At 65.4% G+C, this 25,641-nt stretch carries 26 protein-coding genes; 14 read left to right on the forward strand and 12 right to left on the reverse strand.

Annotation, left to right across the window (positions count from 1 at the left end; all coding sequences use genetic code 11):
- Window positions 1–128: 128 nt before the first annotated feature.
- The 7 genes from AC13GF_RS07250 to moaA form a co-directional block, all read right to left on the reverse strand.
- A complete protein-coding gene (locus AC13GF_RS07250; protein WP_423159155.1) occupies window positions 129–494 on the reverse strand; it encodes a hypothetical protein in 366 nt (121 codons plus the stop codon).
- A complete protein-coding gene (mobA, locus tag AC13GF_RS07255; protein ID WP_483004143.1) occupies window positions 491–1,045 on the reverse strand; it encodes a molybdenum cofactor guanylyltransferase in 555 nt (184 codons plus the stop codon). Before mobA ends, AC13GF_RS07250 begins: the two co-directional genes overlap by 4 nt.
- A gap of 423 nt (window positions 1,046–1,468) precedes the next feature.
- Window positions 1,469–1,969, reverse strand: coding sequence for a molybdenum cofactor biosynthesis protein MoaE (locus AC13GF_RS07260; protein WP_075677996.1), 501 nt, complete (start codon window positions 1,967–1,969; stop codon window positions 1,469–1,471).
- A gap of 3 nt (window positions 1,970–1,972) precedes the next feature.
- Window positions 1,973–2,233 (reverse strand): MoaD/ThiS family protein, encoded by a 261-nt coding sequence (locus AC13GF_RS07265; RefSeq protein ID WP_017354494.1) that lies wholly within the window; start codon window positions 2,231–2,233, stop codon window positions 1,973–1,975.
- Window positions 2,233–3,486 carry a molybdopterin molybdotransferase MoeA gene (locus tag AC13GF_RS07270; RefSeq protein ID WP_483004144.1) on the reverse strand — a complete coding sequence of 418 codons (1,254 nt, stop codon included), beginning with the start codon at window positions 3,484–3,486 and terminating at the stop codon, window positions 2,233–2,235. The genes AC13GF_RS07265 and AC13GF_RS07270 overlap by 1 nt, the downstream gene beginning before the upstream one ends.
- Window positions 3,486–4,481 (reverse strand): bifunctional molybdenum cofactor biosynthesis protein MoaC/MoaB, encoded by a 996-nt coding sequence (moaCB, locus tag AC13GF_RS07275; RefSeq protein ID WP_483004145.1) that lies wholly within the window; start codon window positions 4,479–4,481, stop codon window positions 3,486–3,488. The genes AC13GF_RS07270 and moaCB overlap by 1 nt, the downstream gene beginning before the upstream one ends.
- An 8-nt stretch (window positions 4,482–4,489) precedes the next feature.
- Window positions 4,490–5,470: a GTP 3',8-cyclase MoaA gene (gene moaA, locus AC13GF_RS07280; protein ID WP_054171909.1), complete on the reverse strand. Its 981-nt coding sequence runs from the start codon at window positions 5,468–5,470 to the stop codon at window positions 4,490–4,492.
- Window positions 5,471–5,664: 194 nt separating this feature from the next.
- Here moaA and AC13GF_RS07285 point away from each other — a divergent pair, with 194 nt between their 5' ends.
- On the forward strand, window positions 5,665–6,069 hold the full coding sequence (locus AC13GF_RS07285; protein ID WP_111173957.1) for a ribonucleotide reductase subunit alpha: 405 nt from the start codon (window positions 5,665–5,667) through the stop codon (window positions 6,067–6,069).
- On the opposite strand, the gene AC13GF_RS07290 is transcribed toward AC13GF_RS07285, so the two are convergent.
- A complete protein-coding gene (locus AC13GF_RS07290; protein ID WP_005416862.1) occupies window positions 6,063–6,392 on the reverse strand; it encodes a hypothetical protein in 330 nt (109 codons plus the stop codon). The two genes, AC13GF_RS07285 and AC13GF_RS07290, sit on opposite strands and share 7 nt — an antisense overlap.
- Before the next feature lie 572 nt (window positions 6,393–6,964).
- Here AC13GF_RS07290 and AC13GF_RS07295 point away from each other — a divergent pair.
- Window positions 6,965–7,339: a hypothetical protein gene (locus tag AC13GF_RS07295; RefSeq protein WP_483004146.1), complete on the forward strand. Its 375-nt coding sequence runs from the start codon at window positions 6,965–6,967 to the stop codon at window positions 7,337–7,339.
- Window positions 7,340–7,388: 49 nt separating this feature from the next.
- Here the strand turns inward: AC13GF_RS07295 and AC13GF_RS07300 are convergent, their stop codons facing one another.
- Together AC13GF_RS07300 and AC13GF_RS07305 are read right to left on the reverse strand one after the other, a co-directional pair.
- Window positions 7,389–7,784, reverse strand: a complete 396-nt coding sequence (locus AC13GF_RS07300; RefSeq protein ID WP_111173959.1) for a hypothetical protein — start codon at window positions 7,782–7,784, stop codon at window positions 7,389–7,391.
- Window positions 7,785–7,873: 89 nt separating this feature from the next.
- On the reverse strand, window positions 7,874–12,598 hold the full coding sequence (locus AC13GF_RS07305) for an RHS repeat-associated core domain-containing protein (RefSeq protein ID WP_483004147.1): 4,725 nt from the start codon (window positions 12,596–12,598) through the stop codon (window positions 7,874–7,876).
- Between the two features lie 357 nt (window positions 12,599–12,955).
- Between AC13GF_RS07305 and AC13GF_RS07310 the strand changes: the two genes are divergently transcribed.
- On the forward strand, window positions 12,956–13,777 hold the full coding sequence (locus AC13GF_RS07310; protein WP_483004148.1) for an alpha/beta fold hydrolase: 822 nt from the start codon (window positions 12,956–12,958) through the stop codon (window positions 13,775–13,777).
- A 35-nt stretch (window positions 13,778–13,812) separates the two neighbouring features.
- Here AC13GF_RS07310 and AC13GF_RS07315 read toward each other — a convergent pair whose 3' ends face one another.
- The gene (locus tag AC13GF_RS07315; RefSeq protein ID WP_483004293.1) at window positions 13,813–14,607 is read right to left on the reverse strand and encodes an AraC family transcriptional regulator; all 795 of its coding nucleotides are present in this window, start codon (window positions 14,605–14,607) and stop codon (window positions 13,813–13,815) included.
- Between the two features lie 166 nt (window positions 14,608–14,773).
- Between AC13GF_RS07315 and AC13GF_RS07320 the strand changes: the two genes are divergently transcribed.
- The 11 genes from AC13GF_RS07320 (at window position 14,774) to AC13GF_RS07370 (ending at window position 24,582) form a co-directional block, all read left to right on the forward strand.
- Window positions 14,774–16,648: an FUSC family protein gene (locus AC13GF_RS07320; RefSeq protein ID WP_483004149.1), complete on the forward strand. Its 1,875-nt coding sequence runs from the start codon at window positions 14,774–14,776 to the stop codon at window positions 16,646–16,648.
- A 4-nt stretch (window positions 16,649–16,652) separates the two neighbouring features.
- Entirely contained in the window at window positions 16,653–16,862 is a 210-nt protein-coding gene (locus tag AC13GF_RS07325; RefSeq protein WP_483004150.1) for a DUF1656 domain-containing protein, read from the forward strand.
- Window position 16,863: 1 nt separating this feature from the next.
- The gene (locus AC13GF_RS07330; protein WP_483004151.1) at window positions 16,864–17,748 is read left to right on the forward strand and encodes an HlyD family secretion protein; all 885 of its coding nucleotides are present in this window, start codon (window positions 16,864–16,866) and stop codon (window positions 17,746–17,748) included.
- Window positions 17,745–19,181 carry an efflux transporter outer membrane subunit gene (locus AC13GF_RS07335; protein WP_483004152.1) on the forward strand — a complete coding sequence of 479 codons (1,437 nt, stop codon included), beginning with the start codon at window positions 17,745–17,747 and terminating at the stop codon, window positions 19,179–19,181. The genes AC13GF_RS07330 and AC13GF_RS07335 overlap by 4 nt, the downstream gene beginning before the upstream one ends.
- Before the next feature lie 203 nt (window positions 19,182–19,384).
- Window positions 19,385–19,966 (forward strand): hypothetical protein, encoded by a 582-nt coding sequence (locus AC13GF_RS07340; RefSeq protein ID WP_483004153.1) that lies wholly within the window; start codon window positions 19,385–19,387, stop codon window positions 19,964–19,966.
- 94 nt (window positions 19,967–20,060) lie between these two features.
- Complete coding sequence (locus AC13GF_RS07345; protein ID WP_483004154.1) at window positions 20,061–20,591, forward strand: Cif family virulence factor; 531 nt, start codon at window positions 20,061–20,063, stop codon at window positions 20,589–20,591.
- A 141-nt stretch (window positions 20,592–20,732) separates the two neighbouring features.
- Window positions 20,733–21,467 carry a siderophore-interacting protein gene (locus AC13GF_RS07350; RefSeq protein ID WP_483004155.1) on the forward strand — a complete coding sequence of 245 codons (735 nt, stop codon included), beginning with the start codon at window positions 20,733–20,735 and terminating at the stop codon, window positions 21,465–21,467.
- A 48-nt stretch (window positions 21,468–21,515) separates the two neighbouring features.
- Window positions 21,516–22,115: a TetR/AcrR family transcriptional regulator gene (locus tag AC13GF_RS07355; protein ID WP_483004156.1), complete on the forward strand. Its 600-nt coding sequence runs from the start codon at window positions 21,516–21,518 to the stop codon at window positions 22,113–22,115.
- The gene (locus AC13GF_RS07360) at window positions 22,112–23,335 is read left to right on the forward strand and encodes a multidrug effflux MFS transporter (protein WP_483004157.1); all 1,224 of its coding nucleotides are present in this window, start codon (window positions 22,112–22,114) and stop codon (window positions 23,333–23,335) included. The genes AC13GF_RS07355 and AC13GF_RS07360 overlap by 4 nt, the downstream gene beginning before the upstream one ends.
- 145 nt (window positions 23,336–23,480) lie before the next feature.
- Window positions 23,481–24,107, forward strand: coding sequence for a hypothetical protein (locus AC13GF_RS07365; protein ID WP_483004158.1), 627 nt, complete (start codon window positions 23,481–23,483; stop codon window positions 24,105–24,107).
- A gap of 82 nt (window positions 24,108–24,189) precedes the next feature.
- The gene (locus AC13GF_RS07370) at window positions 24,190–24,582 is read left to right on the forward strand and encodes a diacylglycerol kinase (RefSeq protein WP_171954415.1); all 393 of its coding nucleotides are present in this window, start codon (window positions 24,190–24,192) and stop codon (window positions 24,580–24,582) included.
- A gap of 50 nt (window positions 24,583–24,632) precedes the next feature.
- Here the strand turns inward: AC13GF_RS07370 and AC13GF_RS07375 are convergent, their stop codons facing one another.
- Window positions 24,633–25,553: a M14 family metallopeptidase gene (locus AC13GF_RS07375; RefSeq protein ID WP_483004159.1), complete on the reverse strand. Its 921-nt coding sequence runs from the start codon at window positions 25,551–25,553 to the stop codon at window positions 24,633–24,635.
- Between the last annotated feature and the right edge of the window lie 88 nt (window positions 25,554–25,641).

Raw genomic sequence — 25,641 nt, forward strand, 5'->3', positions numbered from 1 at the left:
TGGAATGACGTGGGTACTGCGTTTCAAGTTGTGACCCGTCGTCATGCAGCCATTAGGCCGTGCAGCACGGACGACGGAGTTGATCTGGATCAATCAGGGGCCGGTTTCCACCCTGCCCCTGACAAATGTCAAACCGATGAAGCGGTGCTGCGGCGGGTCACCCCGCGCTGGCGCACGCTGTCGCGCACGTCCACATCGAACTGCAGCTGAAGCTGGCTGCCATCTTCCAGGGCAATCTCGAATGGCAGGCCATCGCGGCACGGCAGCCGTCCCGCCAAGGCCTCGACTGCCGGGCGCGGCAGTACCAGGCGACAGAAGGTGCCACCATCGAGCAGCACCGGCTGCTCGCCGCCATGCAGCGACACCGCCATGCCCCAGCCCTCGATACCGCCAAAGCGGGTCATGTTCTCGACCGATTCACCGGCCAGCAGGCGCGCCAGTTCGGCCTCGTCCAGGCGAAGCCGTACCGATTGGTCCTGCAACTGCACTTTCATGACGCAACATCCTCCCATTGTTCGGGGGTATTGCAGTTGACCAGCCCGGCCTCGTCAACCGGCGCCAGCGCCACGGTGTTCACGCCAAGACGACGCTGCAGGGCCTGCAGCGAGCGCGGACCGTCCGGGTCATCCAGCATCGATCCAAGTACGTTGCGACAAGCATCGTCTATATCCACCAGCATGGGCAGGGGGTGGCCGGCAAAGATCGTGCATGGACCGCGATGGCCGTCACGCAATTGCTGCAGCAATTGCTGCAGCAATCGCGGCGGCAGCAGCGGCGTATCCACCGGCACCACCCAGGCCGGGCCATCGGGCATGCGCATCGCCACGCTGTAGAGCCCGCCAAGCGGCCCGCAACGTGCCACGCGGTCCGGCACGCCGCCGAACGCCGGGTAATTTCCGCTGACCCAGACCTCGCGTGCGCCAGCCTGCATCAACAGGCCCCGCATGTGTTCCAGCAGCGTGCGGCCCTGCCACGGCAGCAGTGCCTTGTCGCGGCCCATCCGGGTGGACAGGCCACCGGCCAGCACGATGCCGTTGATGCTCATCGCAGTAGAGCGACGCCATGCGTGGCTGCGCCGGCCGGATGCGCGGGAAAGGGCTCATCCACGCATGGCGTGGATCTACTGAATCCAAAGGCCGCCCGAGCGCCCCGCAGTAGAGCCACGCCATGCGTGGCTGCGCCGGCCGGGTGCACGGGAAAGGCCTCATCCACGCATGGCGTGGATCTACTGAATCCAAAGGCCGCCCGAGCGCCCCGCAGTAGAGCCACGCCATGCGTGGCTGCGCCGGCCGGGTGCACGGGAAAGGCCTCATCCACGCATGGCGTGGATCTACTGAATCCCAAGGCCGCCCGAATGCCCCGCAGTAGAGCCACGCCATGCGTGGCTGCGCCGGCCGGATGCGCGGAAAGGACCTCATCCACGCATGGCGTGGATCTACTGCATCCCGCGCCGCCCTGAAGGGTGGGGTCAATGCCCGTGGTCGTGCGCATGATCATGGGCATGTGCGGGTTCGCTGTCCGCATGGCACAGACTGCAACCCTCGCTCCACTCGCTGTCGCCGTCCTCGTAATGTTCCTGCTTCCAGATCGGGCACTGGTGCTTGACCACCTCGATCAACTGCCGGCATGCGCGGAACGCCTCGTCACGGTGCGGGCTGCCCGCAGCCACCACCACAGCCACATCGCCGATGCCCAACCGCCCCTTGGCGTGGGCCACATACAGCTTCAGCTTCGGACCGAACGTGGCCTCGACCTCGGCGGCCAGGCGCTTGAACTCGTTCAACACCAGCGGCTCGAACAGGTCGTAGGTGATCCCGGTCACCGGCCGGCCGATGTTGACGTCGCGCACCTTGCCGATGAACACGTCGATGCCGCCGAAGCCCGGATCAGAGACCGCAGCGATGCCCTCGGCCGGATCGATCGCCGCCTGCGCGCGGTCCACCACCTTCGCGATGATCTTCTCGCTCATCGCTCAGCCCCCGCTCACCGGCGGCAGGATCGCCACCCGGCCATCGTCGGGCAGCGCCTCGTGGTCGCGCAGCACGCGTTGCTGGTCGGCGAACGCCGAATAATCCAGCAGGCCGGCACGGAATCCCGGCCAACGCACCGGCAGCAGCTCGCGCAGCGCCTGGCGCAGATCGGCCACGGTGCCACCGGCCACATCCACGGCGATCTCGCGGCTGGCATCCAGATCGGAAAACGCACCGAACAACTGCAGATTCACCTGTTTCATCATGACTCCTGGCTCACCAGCTGCACCGGTTCGTGGTGACCCCAGCCCTGCACGCGCACGTAGGTGCCAGCGCTGGCCAGGTCTCCCTCGGCCTCAAGCACCACCCAGGCGTTGGCCTGCAGCATGGACATCAAACGGAACGACTCCTGCCCGGACAGCACGCGCGCACTCAGGCGGCCCTGCCCGTCCATTTCCACCCGCGCACGCGCGTGGAAGCGCAGGCCCGGCGGCTTGCGTACGTCGGCCTGCAGCGGCAGCTGCAACATGACTTCCGGCGCCAGCCCCAACAGGCGGCGCAGCACCGGCTCGACGAAGAAACGCTGGCCCACGGCAGCGGAGACCGGGTTGCCCGGTAGGCCGAAGTACAGCGCACCATTGGGCAGCACCGCGAACAGCAGCGGCTTGCCCGGGCGGATCGCCACCTTGTGGAACACGATGCGCGCACCACGGCCGCGCAGCGCATCGGGAACGAAATCGTAGCGCCCGGCCGACACCGCGCCGGTGCTGATCAGCACCTGCGCGCCCGCGGCCAGCGCTTCATCCAGCACCGCATTGAACGCGGCCACGTCGTCGCCCACCGTGCCCTGCCAGACCACCTCGGCACCGGCGGCCTGCAGGCGGCCGACCAGGTACGGCCGGTTGCTGTCTCGGATCTGCCCGGATTCCAGCGTCTGCGCAGCTTCAGTCACCAGCTCCTTGCCGGTGGCGATCACCGCCGCCTTCGGCCGTGCCACCACCGCCACCTGCCCCACGCCGATGGCATGCAGCAGGGTGCGCGCATTGATATCCAGCACCTGCCCGGCCTGCAGCACGCGCTCGCCTTCACTCACGTCCTGGCCGCGCAGGCGCACATGCTGGCCCGGCTTCACCGATGCCTTCAGGGCGATGCGGGTCGGGCGTCCCTCCTCGCTGGCGAGGATGTCCACGTTCTCGACCGGTACCACCGTATCCAGCCCCGACGGCATGCGCGCGCCGGTCATGATTTCCCAGGCACCCTCGCCGCCTTCGGCGCCGGCATCGCCTGCTGCCTGCCAGCCCTGCACCGCGAATTCGGTACCGGCGTCGAACGCCGCGCCGTTGGCGCACAGCGCGAAGCCGTCCATCGCCGAATTGTGGAACGGCGGCAACGACTGCCCGCTGTGGATGTCACTGGCCAAGGTACGGCCGCCGGCCTCATGCAGCGGCAGGCGCTCGGCCGGCAGCGGCGCGGCCGCGTCCAGCAGGTGCTGCAAGGCTTCGCTATAGGCAATCATCAGTGGCCACCACCCTCGACCATCGCCAGGGCGTGGCCCAGTACCGGCGCCAGGATGTCGAGGCACTGCGCCGCCGCCTTCGGGCTGCCAGGCAATGCAAACACCAGCATGTTGCCCAGCTGCACCACCTCGGCGCGGCTCAACCAGGCCATCGGCGTGTGCTGTGCACTCAGTGCCCGCACCATCTGAGCCAGGCCATGCACCGGCCGCGCGTTCAAGGAACGCAGCGCCTCCGGCGTCAGGTCACGCGGGCCCAGCCCGGTACCACCGGTACACAGGCACAGGCGCACGCCCTCGGCGGCCAAGGCCTGCAGGCGGCCCGCCAATGGCTCGATGCCATCAGGTAACACCTCGGCGACCACTACGTCGCCGCCCAGCTTTTTCAGGCCGGTCACCAGGGTCGGGCCAGAGATATCGTCATAGGTGCCCTCGCTGGCGCGATCGCTCAGCGTGATCACCGCGCAGGCCGCGCCCTCCAGGCTCTTCGGCGCACGCGGCTTGAAACGCGCGCGCTCGGCATCGTCCATGCCGTCGGGGTGCAGCCAGACACCGCGCTTGCCGCCTTCCTTGAACAGCAGGCGGATGCCTTCGATGCGCAGGGCCGGCTCCACCGGCTTGCTCAGGTCGTACAGGGTCAGCAGCGCCGCGTTGACGCCGGCCAGTGCCTCCATCTCCACGCCGGTGCGCGCCTCGCTGGCGCACTCGCACCACACGCGGATCGCCTGCCGTTCCGGCACCGGCGCGCAGAACACCTGCACCAGCTCCAGCGGCAGCGGATGGCACAGCGGCATCAGCATCGAGGCCATCTTGGCGCCCTGCAGGCCGGCAATCTCGGCCATCACCAGCGCATCGCCCTTGGGCAGGCGGCGCTCGACGATCAGCGGATAGGCCACTGGACCGGCATGCAGCTCGCCCACCGCAACCGCACGGCGGCGGGTGATGCGCTTGTCGCGGACATCGGCCATATGGAAGGCCGCATTCAATTCCCCACTCATCGTGTTGCTCATCCTCCGATGGAGGCCAGGTGCGGGGTCAGCCCGGTCTGGCCCTGGTGCAGTCCATGCCCGGCCGCTTTCAGGCCAAGCTGTGTGGTGATGCGTGCCAGCAGCGCGTCATGGTCGTCGTCGCTCTGCAGCAGCGGGCGCAGCGGCACGCCGAACTCGCCGAACAGGCACAGCCGCAGGTCGCCCTTGGCGGTCACCCGCAGGCGGTTGCAGCCCTTGCAGAAGTCACGCGAATACGGGGCGATGATGCCGATGCTGCCGCGATGGTCGGGGTGGCCGAACTCGCGCGCCGGGCCGGCGTCGGCCGCGCGCGGCCGCTCGTGCCAGCCAGCGGCCAGCAGCTGCTCGATCACCACATCGGCACGCAGGTGGTGGCGCTGAAAATAGGCTTCGTTGTCGCCGGTGCGCATCAGTTCGATGAAGCGCACGCTGAAGGGGCGGTCACGCAGGTAGTCCATCCACTGCGGCAGCTCGTCGTCGTTCAGGCCACGCAGCAGCACCGCGTTGAGCTTGATCGCCGGCAGGCCCAGCGCCTGCGCCAGGGCCAGGCCCTGTTCGATCTCCGGCAGGCGGTCGTGCCCGGTGATGGTCTTGAAGCGTTCGCGCTGCAGGCTGTCCATGCTCACGTTCAGCGCAGTCAGGCCGGCCCGGTGCCACCCCGGCAGGCGCCGCGGCAGCAACGTGCCATTGGTGGTGATGGCCACCTTGCGGATGCCCGGCACCGCCGCCACGGTGGCGATGATCTCGTCCAGGTCCTTGCGCAGGCTGGGCTCGCCGCCGGTCAGGCGGATCTTGCTCATGCCCAGCGCGGCAAACGCACGCACCAGGCGCGCGATTTCATCCACCTGCAGGAAGCGCGGGCGACCATCGGCCTGGTAGCCGTCGGGCAGGCAGTAGCTGCAACGGAAGTTGCAGGCTTCGGTCAACGACAGGCGCAGGTACGGAAAGCTGCGTCCGAAACCGTCGGTGAGTTGGCTCATGGCTGGTCCACCTTGTTGCTCCACCGTCTTGCCTGTGCCCGGAACGGCCCGGATACCCTCGCCTGCTGGAACAATTGCCAGAGTACGCGGCCTTCAGTTTCATGGGCATGACTTAAATCAATTGCGTTCGGCCCCGCGCGGCAGGCGTTGTGGCAGCATGCGGCTTTCCGTGCAGCGGGCGTGTGACAACCCTCATGATGATGAACGATTTCCAGCAACTGCTGCATGCCGCCGGCGAGCAGGCTGAACCGCAACGCCTGCTGTTCGTATTCGTGCGCGCCGAGCTGCCCGAATCGCCCACCAGCGACCAGCGTGACCGGCATGACCGCCGCGAGGGCGGCACCCTGTCGCCGGTGCTGTGCGTGGACAAGCTGCCAGCCGAGGTGCCCAGCTTCCAGGCGCTGGCGACCGAATCGACCACCACCGGCATCGACTGGGACCTGGTGTTCGTGGCGGCGCTGGATGGCAGAGGCGGTTTCGCACCCAACAGCGACGAAGCCGCGCGCCCGCTGAAGCTGATGGTCAACGCCATCCATGACGGTCAGATCGGCCGCTTCGCCGCCTTCGACCGTGGCGGCGAGCCCGTTCAGTTCTATTGAGCCACCAGCTGCAGGGTCAGGAAGAAGATCACCAGCACGGTGTTCAGCCCCCAGGCCACGGTCAGCCCGCGCGCCGCCACGCCCAGGTTGGGGTTGTGCGCGGTGGGCGCCGCCCGCCAGACCGCCGGGATGATCCAGCCGGTATAGAGCAGCAGCACGGCAAATACCCCCAGCAGCAGCGTGGTGCGCTGGTTGGCCAGGGCCCAGAGGGCTACCGCCCACAGAATGTTGCTGGGAATGACGCCCTGCAGCCAGAACACACTCCACAGGCGGGAACGGCCCTGGGTGTCGGGGGTTGGGTGCAGCGAAGCGGTCGCGGTCATAAGTCTCCTTCTGTTTAGGAAACGTGCTGAACAAGCCTGCGCTTGGCGGCTGGGAACGTCAACCCGAGTCGCACATCACGCTTTGACGCCTGTAGCGGCGGGCCATGCTCGACTCAGGCCCTTCCCTTCAGAGCCTGTCGTCATCGCCCCTCCCCCCTTGTTCCCTAACGCCCCCCAACCTCGACACCTGTCGCAGATTGCACGGTGCGGGCGGACCACCGCGCCAGCCAGCGCTGGCGGTGCTTAACAGCGTGGGAGAATGCCGAAAGCGTCTCCAATCGAGTGATGTTTGCAACTCTTCTGATTGGCATTGCACAGCGCCACGGGCTCAGATGGCGTGCCACCGGAAAAGGGTGGCCGGGTTTCGAATCCCGAGTTGGTCCTGAGTGATTGCGCTTGCCAGTCGGCGCCACCTTAGCGTGGCGCCGGCTGGCAATCCGTCTGCCGGCTATGGCGGGCGGTGCGTGGGGGCGTTCGCGCCCACCGGCTTGGGACCAACCCGGATTCGAACCACGTACCGTCCGCCACTTTTATGGGTGGCGGCTACCGATTGCCCTGCACGGAGCCTTGCCATGAACGAATCGGACTTCCCGCATCTGCACGCCTACCGCAGCACCGCCGGCGACGACGGTTCGCCACAGGCTGCGCCAACAGTGGACAGAAACACCTTCATTGCCAACCTCAACCGCATCGGCTCCGGTGCGGCGGCCGATGGACAGCCCTGGCCGGAGCGGCATCAACTGCCCGGCCGCTGCTTGGCCCTGGCCGATGCCGATTGTGCGTTGAACGGGTTGCGGGTGGTGCTGGAGATGCTGCTGGCGGCGGAGCGCACCCGCCAGAACGGCGAACCGGAAGAGTACGTGGGCGACCGGGTGATGGAGGGATTGGTCATGGCCTGCCAGTCGTTGTGCGCGCAGGCGGTGGGGCGGTTGCAGGTCGACCCGTGATGGCAGTGGACGATCAGACTGCTCCTTCCATCATCCGACATTGACTCCTTCATGACCCAACCGATTGCGGCCTTCCCGCCCGACATGCCAGCGGCGTAGCGCCCTTGTCCGGTGGAATCGCGAGTACATTCCAGCGCTCGGCCAAGGTGCGTTCAACACGGACAGAAAATGACTGGGCCTCGGCAGGCATCCTCCCTTCAGAGAAGCCGATGGCTATTTCGAAGCGATCCAATCCGAGGTTCCCCGCCTCCAGTCCGGAGCCATCTTCCCGCTTGACTCCGACGTAGACGACAGGACGCTTCACGTCGACCTTTGACTTGGCAAGCTGCCGATCCAGTTCAGCACTGCCATCAAAGAACTGCATTCTTTCGTCCTTGGCGATAGCGCTGAGGGTCTGCTTGAACAGATCCAAGCCCTCTTGGTCGTGCACGCAGAACTGGATCATCTTGAAGGGCCGTTTTCCGATGGCGCAAGCGCCATCGGATAATCCAAATCCCACTCCAATCAGAAGTACCACTGTCAGGAGCTTTACCATCAACGTGGCCCAACGATGCAAAGCGTTGCGGCCAATGTCGCCGCCGGACCAAAAATCAGGAAACCAAGCGCATCGTTGAGTATCGGATTGGGCCCGGATCCTTCGCCCACGATTGTGATCTGCGACCCGATTCCCAGCGGCCCAGGCGCCACCTTCCACGATACCGTACCCGGATGGAACTGATGGCCCGGACGGGTTGAATTTACGATCGTCATGTTCTTTGAGTCCACCCACTGAGTAATGTGGTTTCGTCCACCGTTCCCGACAAGCTCAACGTCCGGAGTGAACCCCTCTCGGGCCGGCGGCGCACCTGGAGCACTTACCACTCTCGCAGCTCTGAATGCGGACTGCGGAGAGCAGAGACTGAATCGATCAATGCGGTAGACGTGATCATCCTCGCACAGACCAAACGGATCAGCAGCACCAAGCGGACCCGACGATACGTATGCGTAAGTCGTCATCCCCGCGCTCAGCCCGAGTGGGTCGCTCTGCGAGTACCGCCCCACTGCGGGGTCATACTCGCGCTGGTAGTTGTAGAACAGCCCACTCGCATCCGTCGCCTGCTGCCCGGCGAAGCGCAGCGCCAGCTCGAACGCCACACCGTCACCATCCGGGTCAGCACTCGGAATCTGGTTGCCGAATACTTCGCTCTTGTTGCTCCACTCCCACATCGTGACATCCCGCACCGGATCAATCACTACACGTGGCGTACCCAGATGATCCGGCTGGACGTAGGCCAGCTCCGGCACGCCGGTACTCGGCACATTGATCAGCGCCACCGGGTAGTTGTCCAGCCAGATGGCCTGCTGCTGCGCCTGGCCAGTGGCTGAGTAGTTGCCCAGCCACTGCCCTGCTTCGTCGTACAGCGTGATCTGGGCAGTTCCACCGGTCGGGGTGCGCAGCACGCGCTCCCCACGATGGTTGTAGGCGTAGCTTTCAAGTACGGCATTGCCCTGCTTCACCGCGTTCATGCGGTTGGCATCGTTGTAGGTGAACGCCTTGCTGCCGATGCTGGTGGTGTTGCCCGCTGCGTCATGGTTGCGTGCTTCGCCATCCACCGCAGTCAGGCGATGACTGGTTGCTGGATAGGTGTAGCTGGCAGTGCCCGCCGAAGTGGTCAGCGAAGTGCGATTACCCGTGGTGTCGTAGGCATAGGTTTCGATCGGCGTGCCGGTCGTACCGTCCTGGGTCTGGGTCAGGCGGCCCAGCGTGTCGTAGGCGTACTTGGCCAGCACCGTCGAGCCTGTGCCGTTCTTCAGTTCGGTGATCGAACCGACTGGGTCATAGTTAAAACTCAGCGACAGGCCGCCTGCGGCCGGGTCATGCACCGCCTGCGGGCGATAGTCCAGATCCAGCGGACGCTGCAACTGGCGGCCATTGCCGTAGGTCCAGCCAGTGGCCGGGCCGAAGGCCGCGTAGGTCACGTTGTTCACCACGATCTGGCGCGCCTGGCCGGTTCGGGTCAGGCCGACCTGGCTGATGCGGCCCTGAATATCGCGCACGTAGTCGGCCACGGTGCCGTCGGGGTAGGTCAACGCGGTCAGGCGACCCGACTTGCTGTAGGCATAGCGCAGCGTGCTGGCGACACCATTAACGGTCTGCACCTTGCGGGTGACCTGCCCGAAGCGGTCATGGCAGTACTGGGTGCTGCCATTGGCGTGCAGCACCTGCCCCAGACGCCCCTTGGCGAAGCGCTCGTCTGCGGCGCAGGCTGCTGGCGCCACGTCATAGCTGTAGCCCACATCCAGATTTGGGTCTGGATAGGCGATGCCGATCAGGCGGTTGAGTGCATCGTAGTGATAGGTGGCGGTGACGCCGCGTGCATCGGTAGCTGTCTTGCGGTTGCCTGCCGCATCGACGGTGAAGCTGCTGGCGCCACTGTCCGGGCTGACCTGCCCGGTCAGATTACCGAAACCGTTGTAGGCGTAGGTGGTGTGCAGTCCCTTCGGGTCGGTGATCTGGGTGACTTGGTCCAGCGCGTTGTACTGGCTGCGGATCTCCGCCGCCACGCCGCCGAGGTCCTGCAGGGTCTGGGCCAGGCGGTTCAGCGGATCGAACTGCTGGCTGGTCACGCGCTGCAGGGCGTCGGTCACGGTCTGCGGGTTGCCGTTGGCATCGTACGCAAAGCCGGTGGCGTGATTGCCTGCGTCCTTCAGCGTGGTCAGCTGGCCGAGCGTGTTGAACGTCCTTGCCAGGGTGCGACGCAGGGTGCCGCCGGTATCCAGCGTGTCTTCCTTGAGGCGGTTGCCGGCGTTGTCCAGCGTGTAGTGAATCGTGTTGCCTACGTTGTCCTCGATGTCAGTCAAGCGCAGGGCAGCATCGTAGACGTAGGAAACGCTACTGCCATCCGGCTCGGTGATTTTCTGCACCTGGCCGGTTGGCCAGTAGCTCAGCTGGGTAACGCGGTCCTCGGCCATGCTGGCACCGCGTACGGTGATCGAAGTCGGCCAGCCGCGGGCATGGTAGGTGTAGTCGGTGACCACGCCGTTGGCGTCCTTGACCGACAACGGCCGCCCGAACGCGTCGTAGGCCAAGGTCTCGACCGTCTGGCCCAGCGCATTAGTCACGCTGCGCAGGTCGCCCTTGCGATAGCTGCAGGCGCCATTGGCCGCGCATCCCGCATCATCCGCCGGGTAGTAGGCGTAGGTAACGGCATCAACCACATCCGTGCGCGGGCCATCCACGCTCTTCAGCAACCCTTCCACGGGGCAGCTGCCTGCGGCAGCCACGTCCGCGGCTTCGCAGTAGGTATAGCTGGTAATGCGCGTCTGGCCGGACGCGGTGTCGGTTACCGTGTTGGTCGTTGGCTGGCGCCGGGCATTGAAGGCCGTGCGGGTTTCGCGGCTGCCAATCCGGGTGGTCAGTACCGCATTGGTTTCGATGTCGCGCGCGGTGGTCACCACACGCTGTTCGGGCAGGCCGACCGCTTCGGTCACGGTATGGATGCTGACGGCGCGACTGCTCACCGGATCGGTGTCCTGCGCATAGGTGTGCTTGGTCTGGATACCGCGGCGATCGGTGTAGGTATCCAGGCGTCGGCGGAAGTCGACACTCTGGTCGTAGTAGGTTCGGCTGACGGTTCCCTGCGAATCCGTCAGGCCGGTCACCTTGCGCGACGGAGCGCTATCGCCGCCGGGTGTCAGGGTGTAGTCGGTCTGCCGCCCCAGCGCGTCGGTCACCACCGCACCGCCATTGGGGCTGTAGGCCAGTGTCACACCATCGGCACCGCCAGCGTGTTGACTGGAAATGACACGACCGTCGGAATCATAGACAAAGGTGCTGTAGCGACGCCCATCTTCCGCCGTAATGCCGGTCAGGTGCTGGGGGAAATCCTGGTTCTCATAGTGATACGTGCGCACGCCGCCACCCGCATAGGTCACCGTAGCAACCTGGTTCTGCGGCGTGTAGGTATAGGTGGCGAGCGGAATGCCTTCGACCAGCACCGAACTGATCAGCGCCTCATAGTCGTTGGACTGATAGACGAACTCCAGTGTGCGGCCACTGCTGTGGGTGACGGCCGCAAGGCGGTCGCTGTCGTCGTAGATGTAGGTCAGAGACGTGCCATCCGGGAAGCGCTTGGCGGTCAGACGCCCGTCCGCGCCGAAGATCGAGATGGAGCCCGCCGAATACAGTGTCCAGTTGCCGTTCTGGACGAGACGATCACCACTGTCGTCGTCCGCCTCATAGGCTTGCCCGATTTTCTTGAATGCCCTTTGGAAACCGGTACTTTCAATGATGCCAACACTGTCAACACCATCCAGTGCCAGGTGGGCGCCCAGCGAATGGGTCCAGCCATGACCGAAGCCACCGGAGGACGTGGAGATGCCGGAGTGATAGAAACGCGTCAGTGCGATCCAGCCAAGCTCGAAGTCCCGCGCGATCTCATACTTTTCACCGGTCTTGACATCGCAGGGGTTGCCGACATTGCCGTCGCAGGCGCCACCATCCGTTTCCGGCTCATTTCGGGCAACTGGGCTCATATCCATGCCGGACTCAGAAGCATTATCTCTGCCCGTCAAAGGGCAACTACCATTGCCACCGTCCTTGTCGCACTTCTGCGACTTGGAAGTGATGGTGGCAACGAACTCTTCGCTGACGCAGGCGTTATGCGTGTTGGACCACTGCGTAAGAGGAACAGGGCAATCAAGGCGGCGTTTGCGTCCGAAGGCCATCTGGCTCACGTAGGGAGCGCAAGGCGATTCGGCCGTGTTCTGCCCGATCATATGAGTGATCTGATAGAACCTCGACTCCACAACGCCTTCCGTTTCCGGCGTACCAGAGAACCAGTCGCCTTGAGGTGTGACAGCAGCACCCGGACAGACAGGGTTGCTTGCCTGGACTTCCGCGAGGAAGCTCGCAACCATCGCCTCTTCCGTCGAAAACTCTTCTGTACTCAGATAGGTCCAGTCTGGATCGGAGGGTTGCGCCTTCCCCATCCAGTAGGTGATCGACGTGTTGCCGTTCAAGTCCACGACTTTCGACTTGATCTTGTCGACGTACTGCCAGCCGAACTGGAACTCCGGCGGGAACGGGCTGGGTGCGGGCAGGTTCTTGATGGCAGCCACCGCCGCCTGCTGGGTCTTGTATTGGGTCGCATCGCCGCCGGGCTGCGAAATACGCCAGGTGATCCTGCTTTCCTGCGCCTGTACCACGGCAGGGGCGAAGCCGCCGACGGCAACGATCGCCAGCATGGCACACGAAATGGTCTTCAGTCGTTCCAACATCCCTGTTCTCCTTCCTGGACGAACACAGCGCCGGCGGGAACGAGAACGCGGAGCTGTGCCCCGCGTCATGCTTCGGATCGTCCCTGGTCCGGAATGCGGCAGTGCCACATACCGCCTTTATCGTTGATGACGCTTGCACATTCAAGTGTGGAGTCGCGTAAGCGGTCACAGATTCAAGTATCCAGCGCCATTCAGCGGACTGCCCCTCTGTTCCCATGACTTCCTGCACAGGGAGTTAGTGTTATACATCACTACATTCCCAGCACGAACTGTCGCGAGGTCGGCAGGCTGTGGCACTCCGCTGCAGACCTGACCCATCGGAAGGGCTGGCACGCGGCACGGCCCGGGGGAATGGCAATGAAGAGCAGCCGACTAACGTTGTGCGTGCTGGCCGCGGTGATGGCCGCAGCAGGCACCGTCCACGCCGGGGAGATCCAGGTGGATCGGGGCGCTTATGCACTGCAGGCCGAAGAGACGGGGGCCGGCCCGATCACCGTGGTCTTTGAATCCGGTTTCGGCCAGGGCGCGGGCGCCTGGCAAGAGGTGGTTGCCGGTCTCGGGCGCGACTACCACAGCATCACCTACGCCCGTGCAGGACTCGGCAAGTCCGGCAGCGACGGTCACGCCAAGCGCATTGATGCGCATCTGGCCGACCTCACGGCCGTGATTGATACGCTCGCACCCGGTCGCCGCGTTGTGCTGGTGGGTCATTCCTATGGCGGCCTGCTGGCCACGGAGTTTGCACGCCGCCATCCGGAGCGCCTGCGGGGCCTGGTGCTGGTGGATCCGGCCACGATGGGGCAGCGCCATGCCTTCAGGCAGGCCGACAGTGCACGCGTGCAGGCAGATGATGCCCAGCTGCGGGCAATGCTGCCGCCAGCCATGGCCGCCGACTACGCCGTGCTGACCGAACAACTGGATGCACCCGGTGCGCAGACCCCGCGCACGATGCCGGATGTGCCGGTGGCGTTGCTGACTGCAACGAAGCTGGCTGCCGAACCGCTGTTCTTCGAAGAAACCGCAGCGGGCAAGGCACTCTGGAAGGCACAGCACGCCCTGCTCTTCTCGGGATTCACGCGCGGCTCGCACCGCTACCTGGCAACCGGCCACACCCTCCAGCGCGAGGATCCTGCTGCGGTGGTGGCCGCGATTCAATCAGTCTCCGACACCTTGAAGTAGCCATTCCAGGCAACGGCTTTCCGGGTTGTTCCCTGCTACTGCCCACGCAGGCGCACCGCAAAATACCGCGCCGGGGAAAGGCCAAGCGCCTTCTTGAACATCGTGATGAAAGCCGTCACTGACTCATAGCCCAGCGTCTCGGAAACGCGTTGTACTGGTGCACCACCGGCGAGTTCACGAATGGCGATGAGCAGATGCAGCTGCTGCCGCCAGCGCCCGAAGGACAAGCCCGTTTCCCGTTCGATGAGCCGGGTCAACGTGCGCTCGCCCAGGGCCAGGCGCACAGCCCACTGGCTGATGGTGCTGCGGTCTGCCGGATCAGCCGACAGCGACGCAGCCAACGCCCGCACCTTCGGGTGATGGCTGACCGGCAGGGAGAGGTGCTCGGCCGGCATCTGCACCAGTTCGTCCAGCAGCACCCGCGCCAGCCGATCGATGTGGCTGCCATGCGGGTAGTCCAGTGGCGCATCGGCCAGGTGCAGGATCATCTCGCGCAGCATCGGGGAGATCGCCAGCGTCACGCACTGCGCTGGCAGTTCGACGATGCCAGGCTCGACGAACAGGTAGCACAGGCGCGCGTTGGCGGTGGCGCGATTGCTGTGCGCCATGCCACCCGGAATCCAGACGCCACACTGGGGCGGCACGATCCACAACGCATTGGCCACTTCGCAGGTCACCGCCCCATGCAACGCGAGAATGAGCTGGCCCTTGCGGTGCTCATGTACGGGAATTTCTGCGTCGTGCTCGGCCACCTGGAGGCGGCTGGCGACCGCCGGGCGATCGGTCTCGTCCGGGTCCAGGTCAAAGCCGGGGAGCGAAATGCGAGCCATTCTCACATTGACCGGTTTTAGCGATTGGTTGTCATTGTAGCGAAATTCGCCATGCCGGCCGATCACTAGCATGAGCCGCATGCACTCCCCCAGCCCACTCCGCCCCCATGTGCTCCAGGCATTTGCCCGGTTGAAATGCCCCGCCCTCAGGACCGACCAGGAGGCGGTGCTGTTCTCGCTCAAATGCCTGCTCGCCGCATCGCTTGGGCTGTATGTCTCTCTACGGATCGGCTTGAACCGCCCGTTCTGGGTGATCGGCACGGTCTATCTGGTGTCGCAGCCCTTTTCCGGGGCAACACTGAGCCGCGGCCTGTTCCGCCTGCTCGGTACCGTCGGCGGGGCCATCGCCACCGTCGCGTTGGTGCCACGCTTCGCCAATGCGCCCCTGGTGCTGAGCGCCGCACTCGCCACGTGGATGGCGCTGTGCCTGTACCTGGCGATGCTCGACCGCACGCCACGTGCGTACGCGTTCCTGCTGGCCGGCTATACCACCAGCCTGATCGGGTTTCCCGCGGTGATGGTGCCGGGAGACGTGTTCACCATCGCCATCACGCGCGTGCAGGAAATCGCCATCGGCATCCTGGCCGCAACGCTGGTACATGGGCTGGTGCTACCGCGCCGGGTCTCGATGCGCGTGCACGCACGGGTTGCTGCCGTACTGGAAGATGCGGAACGATGGACACGCGACATGCGCGCCAGTGCATCGGACACGGTGCTGGCGACGGACCGCTCAAAAGTAGCAGCCGACCTGCTCGAGCTGCATGTGCTGTCGATCCACCTGCCCTTCGACAGCGCCCACGGCGTGGCCCAGGTGCAGATCCTGCGTGCCCTGCATGACCGGATGCTGGACGTACTGATGCTGTCCAGCGCGGTGGAAGATTCCTTCGCCCGGCTGCGTTCACCACAGGCCGGCGCGATGGATGCAACGGGCTGGCGCGATCTGCTGCGGGCCGGCCTGGTCGCGCAACAGGCCGAGCTCGACCTCGCCCACGCCGACTGCCGCGTGCTGCAGGCACAACTGCACACTGCCCGCCCCGGCTGGCGCCTGCAGGTACCTGACCGTCTTGCGCGGAATGTGCAGGGCGCAGTGATTCACCGGGATCACAGGAACGCCGCGCGCAGCGCACTGGGGGCGTTCGTAGGCATCCTGCTGAGCTGCGTGCTGTGGATCATTACGGGCTGGTCGGACGGCGCCACGGCGGTGTCCATCATCGGCACTGCATGCGTCCTGTTCGGCACCCTCGAAGCACCGGCACCACACGTCACGCGCTATCTGGTGGGATCGTGCATCGGCGTTGCCGTCGGCCTGCTCTACGGTCTGCTGATCTTCCCGGCGCTGTCCGATTTCGTCGGCCTGATTGCCGCGCTCGCGCCGGTGCTGCTGCTGTGCGGATCGTTCCTGGCCCGACCGCCCTTCATCATGGCCGCCCTGGGCGTGGTGCTGACCTTCCCGCTCATCGCAGGCCTGGGTGCGACCAATACGGTCAACATCGTCGGCGCACTCAACAACAGCGTTGCGTTGTTCGTCGGTACGGCAATGGCACTGTGCAGCATGCAGTTGTTCCAGACCGCCGATGCGGGCCGCAACCGCGCACGGTTGGAGCGTTCCATCCGTCGGGACATCGCACGACACGCCGCCGGACAAGGTGATGTGACCCGCGCCTGGCTCAGCCGCATGCTGGATCGAATCGGGCTGCTCGCTCCCAGGTTGCAGGGCCGTTCCAGCGCCGCGCACGACCTGCGGGCATTGTTTGCGGACGTTCGTGCGGCACGTGCATCCAGCCAACTCCGCGCGCTGGAAAAGCGGCTGCACAACCCGCAGGTTCGGGCGCTTCATGCGGGGCTGATCGAACGCATCGCTGCACATTTCAGGGTTCGCGCCCATTCGGCACGCAGTGTCGACATCCATCTTCTGGAACTGCTGGACCGCATGCGCGAGGCAGCGGCGGCCAGCAGCGGGGCTGATCAGAGGCATCTGTCCTACCTGCTCTGCGGGTTGCGCCGTGACCTGCTGGCATCCCCGCTTACCCATCGGCACTGACCTCATGTTTTCTGACCTTTCCATTGATGGCGTGCTGATCCCCGGCCTGCTCGCCGTGGCCGCCGCCGCGCTGGTGCTGTCGATGCTGACCTCACGTCTGTTCGCCAGCCTCGGCCTGTACCGGTTGTTCGCCGCGCGGCCCTTGGTGGGCCTGTCCCTGTTCGTGATCCTGGCGGAGCTGATGATCCGGCTCTCGCCCCTGCTCGAGAAATGAAATGAAACACCTGCTTGCTGTCATCGGACGCTGGAGCGCAACGCTGGCCGTGTGTGCGCTCGCCGCCATTGCCGCGCTCTCCCTCTGGAATCGTTACGAAATGCGCCCATGGACGCGGGATGGGCGGGTGCGCGCCGATGTGGTACGCGTTGCGTCGGACATGGGGGGACTGGTCACCCAGGTGCTGGTGCACGACAACCAGCGGGTCAGCGCCGGACAACTGCTGCTGGTGCTGGATCAACCGCGCTTCGCTGCCGCGCTTGAGAAGGCCGATGCAGCGGTCAGCAGCGCACGCGCGACGCTGGCGCTGGCCCGCCGCGAATCGACGCGGGACAACGCACTTGGCAACCTGGTCGCCTCGGAAACACGCGAACGCAATGCCGCCAAGGTCGATACCGAGCTGGCCGCGCTGGCGCAGGCACGGACCGAACAGCGTGTAGCCCAGCTCAACGTGCAACGCACCGAGGTACGCGCGACCACCGATGGCATCATCACCAACCTGGACCTGCACGCGGGCGACTACCTGCAACCCGGTGCGCAGGCGCTGGCGCTGATCGACACCCGCAGCCTGCGTATCGAGGGCTACTTCGAGGAAACCAAACTGGGCTGCATCACCGAGGGCGATGCCGCCGTGGCCCGGCTGATGGGCGACAACCACGACGTCCGCGGACACGTGGACACCATCGCCGCCGGCATTGCCGACGATCAGCGCTCAAGCACACACAACCTGCTGCCCGCCGTGGCGCCGACCTATACCTGGGTGAGGCTGGCACAGCGCATCCCGGTACGCATCCGTATCGATGATGCTCCACCGGATACGCGTCTGATCGTGGGTCGCACTGCAAATGTGACCATCACGCCCTCGGCACAGGGAGCCTGCAAGTGAGCTTGCGAACAGTGCGAGGTGGGCTGCTTGCCCTGCTGCTGCCCATGACGGCCTGCGTGTCCGGCCCCGACTATCACCTGCCTGCGAATGCCGTCGCAGCCTCCCCCCGGGCGGCGCGGGCGTTCGTCTCGGGCCAGGAGGCATCGTTCAGCCACGACGCGCCACCGGATCGATGGTGGCAACTGTATGGCGACCCCCAGCTTGACGCCTACGTACGCGAAGCACTGGCGGCCAATACCGACCTGCGCGCCGCCGATGCCAACCTTCGGCGCGCCAGCGCAACCGTGCTGGAGTATCGCGCACGCGGTGCCGTGCAGGCCGACGTGGATGCATCGGGCACGCTCGCCCATGCCGGTGGTTACACCCAGGCGTCGGCCGCGCCGCAGTCCTATGCGCTGGGTCTTCACCTCTCCTATCCGCTGGACCTCGCAGGCGGCATCCGCCGCGGCATCGAAGCCGCCAACGCGAACGCGGAGGCGGTTGCTGCGGCACGGGACCAGGTCCGCGTGGTCGTCGCTGCTGCCGTCACCCGCGCCTATCTCCAGGTGTGCACAAGCAATCACACGCTCGCTGCAACCCGGCAGGTGCTGGCGATACAGCGCGCCACGCTGGAGGCAACCCGACGCCTGGCTGCAGGCGGGCGCGGAACGGACTTCGATGTCAGCCGTGCCGGTGCCGCCGCCAATCGCAGCGCGGCCGCGATACCGCACCTGCTGGCGGAACGGCAGGCCTCACTGTTCGAACTGGCCGCACTGATGGGCAAAGTCCCGGCAGACTATCCCAGGGAAGCAGAAGGGTGCCCACAGCCCCCTGAGCTGGAGCGAGCATTGCCGGTCGGTGACGGCTGGCAGCTGCTCCAGCGGCGCCCTGACGTACGCGCAGCCGAACGCAGCCTGGCCGCCGCGACTGCAATGATCGGTGTCGAGACGGCGGGGCTCTATCCGCAGATCACTCTGGGCGCCTCTTCGGGCGTGGCTGGCACACCGGCGCATCTGCTGTCAGCCGACAGCTTCGGTGCGAGCATCGGCCCCGTGCTGTTATGGCACTGGCCCAACCGCCGCGCTGCCAAGGCCCGCATCGCAGCGGCGGGTGCCAATGCGGATACTGCTCTCGCTTCCTTTGACGGCATCGTGCTGCAGGCACTGCGCCAGACCGAGACCGCGCTTTCTGCCTGCACGCAGGAGCTTGAACGCGAGCGCAGCCTGGCGCAGGCGCGTGGGGACGCAGCGCGGGCCGCTGGACAGGCACAGCAGCTCTACCGTTTCGGCAGGATCGATTTTCTCGACGTGCTTTCGGCGCAGGCCGCGCTGGCAGATGCGGAGTCCGCGTTGGCCGCCTCGCGCGCGCAGCGCATTGACCGGCAGATGGATCTTTTCCTGTCGTTGGGTGGTGGCTGGGCCGCGAGCAGTCCGGCCGAGGGTGTGGCGCGCTGAGGCAGTGTTGTGGCGGCGATCTGCACAACCGGAACGAGCCAATCCTGCGCCGCGCGTCCGCGCATCATCCACGCAGACCTTCTTCAACCCGACGTCAAACCGGCCTGTTGCGGTGCCCGGCATCCGTGCTAGCGTGCGCCGTCAAACTCGCCATGAGGTGCAGGATGCGCAATGGAATGGGACGGGACCTGGTAATCGCAGGCATGGCCCTGGTTGTTGCCTCAGCTGCGGCAACAGCGACGGCGACGCCCGGTGATCGTGGGCAGGACTTCGTGCAGACACAGGCCATCGCAGCGCGCTGCCAGAAGACCCTGCCCGGCCTGAAACTGCAGTTGCGGGAGGGCCGCCAGCACTGGCTGTCGACACTCGACGCCGCGCAACTGCAGGCCGCCGAGACCTATGCCAGCAGCAAGGAAGGCAAGGCTCTGGAAAAGGGTGTAGAGCAGGATGCCTCCCGGGCCTTCGGTCGCAACCCCCTGTCCGCGGCAGCGACCTGCGTTGGCCTGCTCGCCGAGTACGGCCCACCCCATCCGCTGCCTGCCGGCACGGCAATGCCGGCCGACCGGATGCAGCACTACATGCTGCACTTCGCGCCGATGGCGCTGGCCCGGTTGCAGTGCGCTCGTCTGGAGGGCATCGACGTGACAGCCCAACCCGATGGTTCGGAAATCTGGCAGTACCGGGCCTGCGGTCGGACTGAATCCGTGCGCATGGCCCCGCTCGGTCAGAGCTGGTCGATGAGCGACGCGGATCGCAATCGCCTGTTCGACGCCCTGACCCGATAGGTCGGACTGCATCCCACGGGGCCGCAAGGACGATGTTTCCACCCGCCTGCGCAGGGTGATGCGCCAGCGCCACCTCACTCCTCATCAGGAACCCATGATGCCCAACGCACGTGCACGCTTCACCGCCCTCGCCCTCTTCCTTCCGGCGTGCTTGCCAGCCTACGCTGCAAAGAACACACCCGCCGACGTCAAGGCGATCGAACAGGTGGTCGAATCGTTCCGCACCTCGCTGATCAACAAGGACAAGCCGACTTACATGAGCCTGTTCTTCTCGGACAAACCAGAAGATATCGGCTGGCAGTTCGTTTCCGAGGACGTGCGCCTGCAGGACATCCGCAAGGCCAAGCCCGATGCGATCAAGGCACGGCAGATTCCCACCAACAACTTCATCGCGCTGATCGACGGGGCGGTGGCCTCGCCCAAGCCGAAGGAGGAGACATTCTCCAACACCAAGATCGAGACGGATGGCGATGTGGCTTCGGTGTCGTTCGACTACAGCTTCCACGACGATGGGGTGAAGACCAACTGGGGCAAGGAAATGTGGCAGCTGATCCGCACAGAGCAGGGCTGGAAGATCTTCTCGGTGGTCTATTCGGTCCGCGATTCACGCAGCCCCGCGGACTGATGGGATCAGTCGCCTGACTGGCTGCTTGAAGCTGAACCTCCAGCACCCGTGACTTGCTACCTACCGGTCGGTAGGCTATAGTGACGCCCACGCCATAGGGTGCCGCCCCGTGGCGCCCCAAGGCACGGAAGGCGCAGCTGCATGAACCGTCACACGAACTCAAAACACGCGGAACTGTTCACCGTCCAGGTGAAGTCGATTGAAGCGCTCTCGCCCCATATGCGGCGGATCACGGTAACCGGGCCGGGCGCTGCGGCATTCCTGATGACTCCGGGCGTCGAGCATCCGGCCGCATGGGTGAAGGTGTTCCTGCCGACCGGCGAAGGGCGCGCTTACACGCTCCGGCGTATCGATCGACAGCAGGCTGAAATCGACCTGGACTTCGTTCTCCACAGCCACGGCAACGCAACCGGACCACTCTCCAGCTGGGCCGAGCAGGCCAGGATGGGCGATGAGATTGGCATTGCCGGCCCTCGTAGCGGTGAGTGGGCTTTGCCCGAGGATGCGCGCTGGGTGATTCTGGCCGGCGATGCGACGGCGCTTCCGGCAATGCAGGCCATTGCCGCAACTCTGCCCATTGGCATCGATGTGCGTGCCTACGTGGAGATTCCTTCGGCGGCGGACCGGCAACCGATCGAGGCCCCTTCCGGCGTCCTGGTCAACTGGATCGAGGAGGGAGCCAGTCCGGGCATCTCATTGCAGCACGCCGTACTGAACCTCTCGCTTCCTCTTGGCCCGGGCTACGTCTGGATCGCCGGCGAATCAACGTCCGTGCGCGCGCTGCGCCTTCATCTAAAGAAGGAGCATGCGATCGATCAACGACGGCTCAGCGCCATGGGCTACTGGAAAGCCGGCAGCGCCGACCATCGCGAATAGCTCCGCCTGACGACCAGCGCCATCCCTACCCTATCGAGGAACACCTCCATGACAACGCGTTCGCCAGCAGTCCAGAGAATCTGCGATGCCGCCGTCATCCATTTCGCCGAACGTGGTTATGACGGCTCATCGCTCAATGAAATCGCTGAAGCCGTTGGCATACGGAAAGCGTCGCTGTATGCGCATTTCTCCGGGAAGGACGCCCTGTTCCTTGAGGTCTATGCCGATGCGCTGACGCAGGAAATGCACTTCGCGCAACAGTGCTTTGCCGATGAACGCACCACCGCGCAGCCAGGCTCGCTGTACTGCGAACGCCTGGCCAAGCGCTATCTCCAATCCCAGCATCTGCGCTTCCTGCTGCGTACGGCCTATATCCCGCCGCAGGCACTGGTCGAACAGATCGACGAAGGATACATCCGCTATCTCGCGACCCTGTCCGACAATTTCGAGCACAAGCTGCTTCAGTCGCATGCCGTGGACGGACGAATCTCCAGAGCCGATATCGCGCTCTACGGCAACGCCTATCTGGCCATCGTCGACAGCCTGCACGTCAAGCTGATCTACACCAATGGGCGTCAGGTCAACGACCGGCTCAAGGCCATGCAGCGCCTTCTCTCCGACTCGCTGCAGGCGGCCGCAGGACCATGAACAATACGCAGGAAAGAATCCCCGCACACTCCGCAGTGGCTATTGGTCCAACACTCATCGTGCTGCTGGCCCTGCTTACCGCGCTGGACGCGATGGCCATCGACATGTACCTGCCGGCCATGCCGGCCATCGCCGGTGAATTCGGCGTCGATGCAGGGCGTGTGCAGCAGACGCTATCAGTATTCCTGGCGGGGCTGGCGATCGGGCAAGCCCTGTATGGCCCACTGCTGGATCGCTATGGCCGCCGGCTGCCACTGCTGGCAGGCCTCGTGCTGTTCGTGCTGGGGTCGATCCTCGCCGCGCTGGCCCCTTCAATCGAATGGCTGCTGGTCGCACGCCTGCTGCAGGCACTGGGTGCCGCTGGCGGCCTGGTCGCCCCTCGTGCCATCGTCGCCGACCGCTGCAACACGGCTGCGGCGGCGCGCATCTTCTCCCTGCTGATGCAGGTGATGATGATCGCACCGATTCTTGCTCCCTTGCTGGGAGGCTTCCTGCTCGGCCACGGTGGCTGGCGCTTCATCTTCTGGACGCTGTCGGCGCTGGGCGCGGCGGGTCTCGGTTGGTGCCTGCTTGCACTGCAGGACTCCCTGCCCCGCCACGAACGGGTGCCGATCCACTTCACAGGCGTGCTGCGCGCCTACGCGCGGCAGCTGGGCAGCGCCGTGTTCGTTGCCTACACCCTCGCCGGTGGATTCATCCTGGGCTCGCTGTTCCTCTACATCAGCAGCTCGGCGTTCGTCTTCACACAGCATTTCGCACTGACACCACTGCAGTTCAGCTATCTGTTCGCGGGCAACTCCATTGGCCTGGTGCTGGGCGGACAGATCGGCAACCGAATGCTGGCGCGGGGTGTACACCCGCAGAGAGCGATGCTCCTCGGCATCGCCGCGCATGGTCTTGCGGGAATTGCCTTGCTCCTGTCGGTGAAGAGCGGCATCGCCGGGCTATGGCTCTATGCGCTACTGCTGGCCGTGGCCATCGGAGCGCTTGGTCTGGTCTTCGGCAACCTGACTGCGTTGACGATGGCAAGTGCAGGCCGCCAGGTCGGCGTTGCGTCGGCTTTGATGGGCACATTGCACTATCTGCTGTCCGCGATCATCGGCTATGCCGCCAGCTTCACGACCCAGGGGCCCGCACTACTGCCATTGGCCATTGCATCCTGCGCGGCGGCGGCTGCACTTCTTTGCCACCTTGCCCGGCGCCTGGAGGCTGGAAAGTAGTCCTCCTGCACCATCGGCGCCGACGCCAGGGCACGGCCGTCAGCCCATGGCTTCCTGGCAGGACACTGGTGGTTCTGCAATGATCAGCCCCCGGTCCGTTGGTGGCGGTGTCACCGCAGGCCCTTCGCAACCAGATGGAACCACGATGACCCGCATTGCCGACCTCAGCGCCGACCAGCTCGCGCACCATGCCCTCAACATCTTCATCGCCCAGGGCCGTCACGTGGAAGGCGCACGGGTGATCTACCGGGCGCTGCAACTGGACCCGCACCATCCCGGTGCGCTGCGCTGTCTGAGCGATTTCCTGGCCCACGAAGGCACCGAACCGTTCGCAGCAGCCACGCTGGAGCACGCTTTGTCCGGCGCGGTCGCGCTGAATGACGATGCGCGCCGGATGCTGGATGACCTGCGTTTCCTCGACATCTGGTCCTGGGGATTCTCGCGGCACGTCTCCGGCGAAGCCAACCTCAGCGGCGATGCCTTCCAGCAGCGCGAGGACTTCGTCTTCGATGGGCCGGCCTATGCGGCCTTCCTCAACACGGTCACCGAGCCAGCCGGATCGCTGCAGGGCGCCTTCCAGGCGGCCGTCCGTATCTGCGGGTTGATGTCCGGCCTGCTGCGCCATGCGGAGAAGGACAATCCGGCGTTCGACGATGTGCTGCGATCTTCCGCCTTCGTCGAGACCGAGGCGTACCCGGCATGGCTGGCCTCGCCGACGGATGAGCTGGACACCCTCGACCAGGCCATCCAGGCACAGCGCCAGGGCGGCTGAAGGAAAATTCAACGGGCGTCCGACGCTTTCCCGACGCCCGCCTGCACATGCTGTCGTGAGGTCAATTCATGGCAGGACCGGCATGCAGCCACCTCACCCCAGGGACAGCGGCAAGTATCCGCACGGCAAGACCGGGCTTCGCCGCATCTTCCATACGCTGATCCATTCGCGCGATGGCTTCATTGCCACCTTCCGTGGCGAAGCAGCCTTCCGGCAGCTGTTGCTGCTGCATGCATTGCTGATCGCCACCGCCTTCCTGCTGGACATCAGCAGGGTCGAACGTGCCGTGGTGCTGGCAGTCTGCTTCATCAGCCTGCTGGTGGAGCTGCTCAACTCGGCCATCGAAGCGGTGGTCGACCGCATCTCGCTTGACCATCACCCACTGTCCAAGAACGCCAAGGACATGGGCAGCGCCGCACAGACCACCGCGCTGCTGATGGTCGGCACAGTGTGGGGCGTGATCCTGCTGGGCTAGCTCACGCCCGACCCGCCGGGCGTGACCCGGCGCTACCCTGTGCTGATTCGTTACTGCGCCGCCAGGGCGAAATCCAGGCCCGCACACACCGCCGCTACCTGGGCGTCGTTGCATTCCTGCGGGTTGGTGCGCGGGCTGTCCGGGTAGACCTCGGTGGTGGTGGCAAAGCGCGCGTCGGTGAAGCCGGCGCAGGCGCCGATCGAACGCGACTCGCCCCAGACCACGCCTGGCGACTGCAGCGGCAGGCCGACCAGGTTGCCCTCGGCGTCGGCCGGGGCGATATGGGTGACCGGGGCGACGGCGGTGATCAATGCCTTCTGGAATTCGGCCTGCGGATCTTCGCTGTTGCCGATCACGTAGAAACCATCCGGAATGGTGTCGCGCTCGAACGGCTTGCCGTCGCGGGCGCAGCGGGCCGGATCGAACTCCTGCAGGTCGCTGTCGGTGGTCTCGTGCAGGTCCAGGTGCACCAGCAGGTTCGGCTTGCGCTCGGCAACCCAGCGCATCAGCGCAGCCGCTTCCTCGATCTGGCCGCCGTCACGGAAGCTGCGGTTGGGGTCGATGGCGTCCGGGTTCCAGCGCTGGATGCGCTCGTAACCCCACGGGCTGACGCACGGCGCCACGATCAGGTTCAGGCGGCCCAGGTAACGCTCGGCCTGCTGTTCCAGGAACTGCAGGGCGCCGTGCACGCCGCTGGTCTCGTAGCCATGCACGCCACCGGTGATCAGCGCGGCCGGCAGCGCCGGGTTCCAGTCGTGGTTGACCACGGCGAACAGCGGGTAATGGTCCGGCGCATAGTCCAGCTGGCCGTACTGGATCACGTCGAAGCTGTCGTCCAGGCGCTCAAGGGCAGCCACCACGTCATCGTGATAGCTGCGCTGGCGCTGCTGTCGGGCCCGCCACTGTGCGCGTTCCGCGTCGCCCCAGGGCTGTCCGGGGGTGCCGATCGGGTAGAACTGCGCAACAGTCATTGGGTACTCCAAGGGTCGAACGGATGGGTGCAGCCGGTCATTCTAAGCCTTGTCGCGCCTGCGGGTCGCCTCCCCCGGCCCCGCCTTC

This window comes from Stenotrophomonas sp. 22LJNL06-5-1, assembly GCF_056861455.1.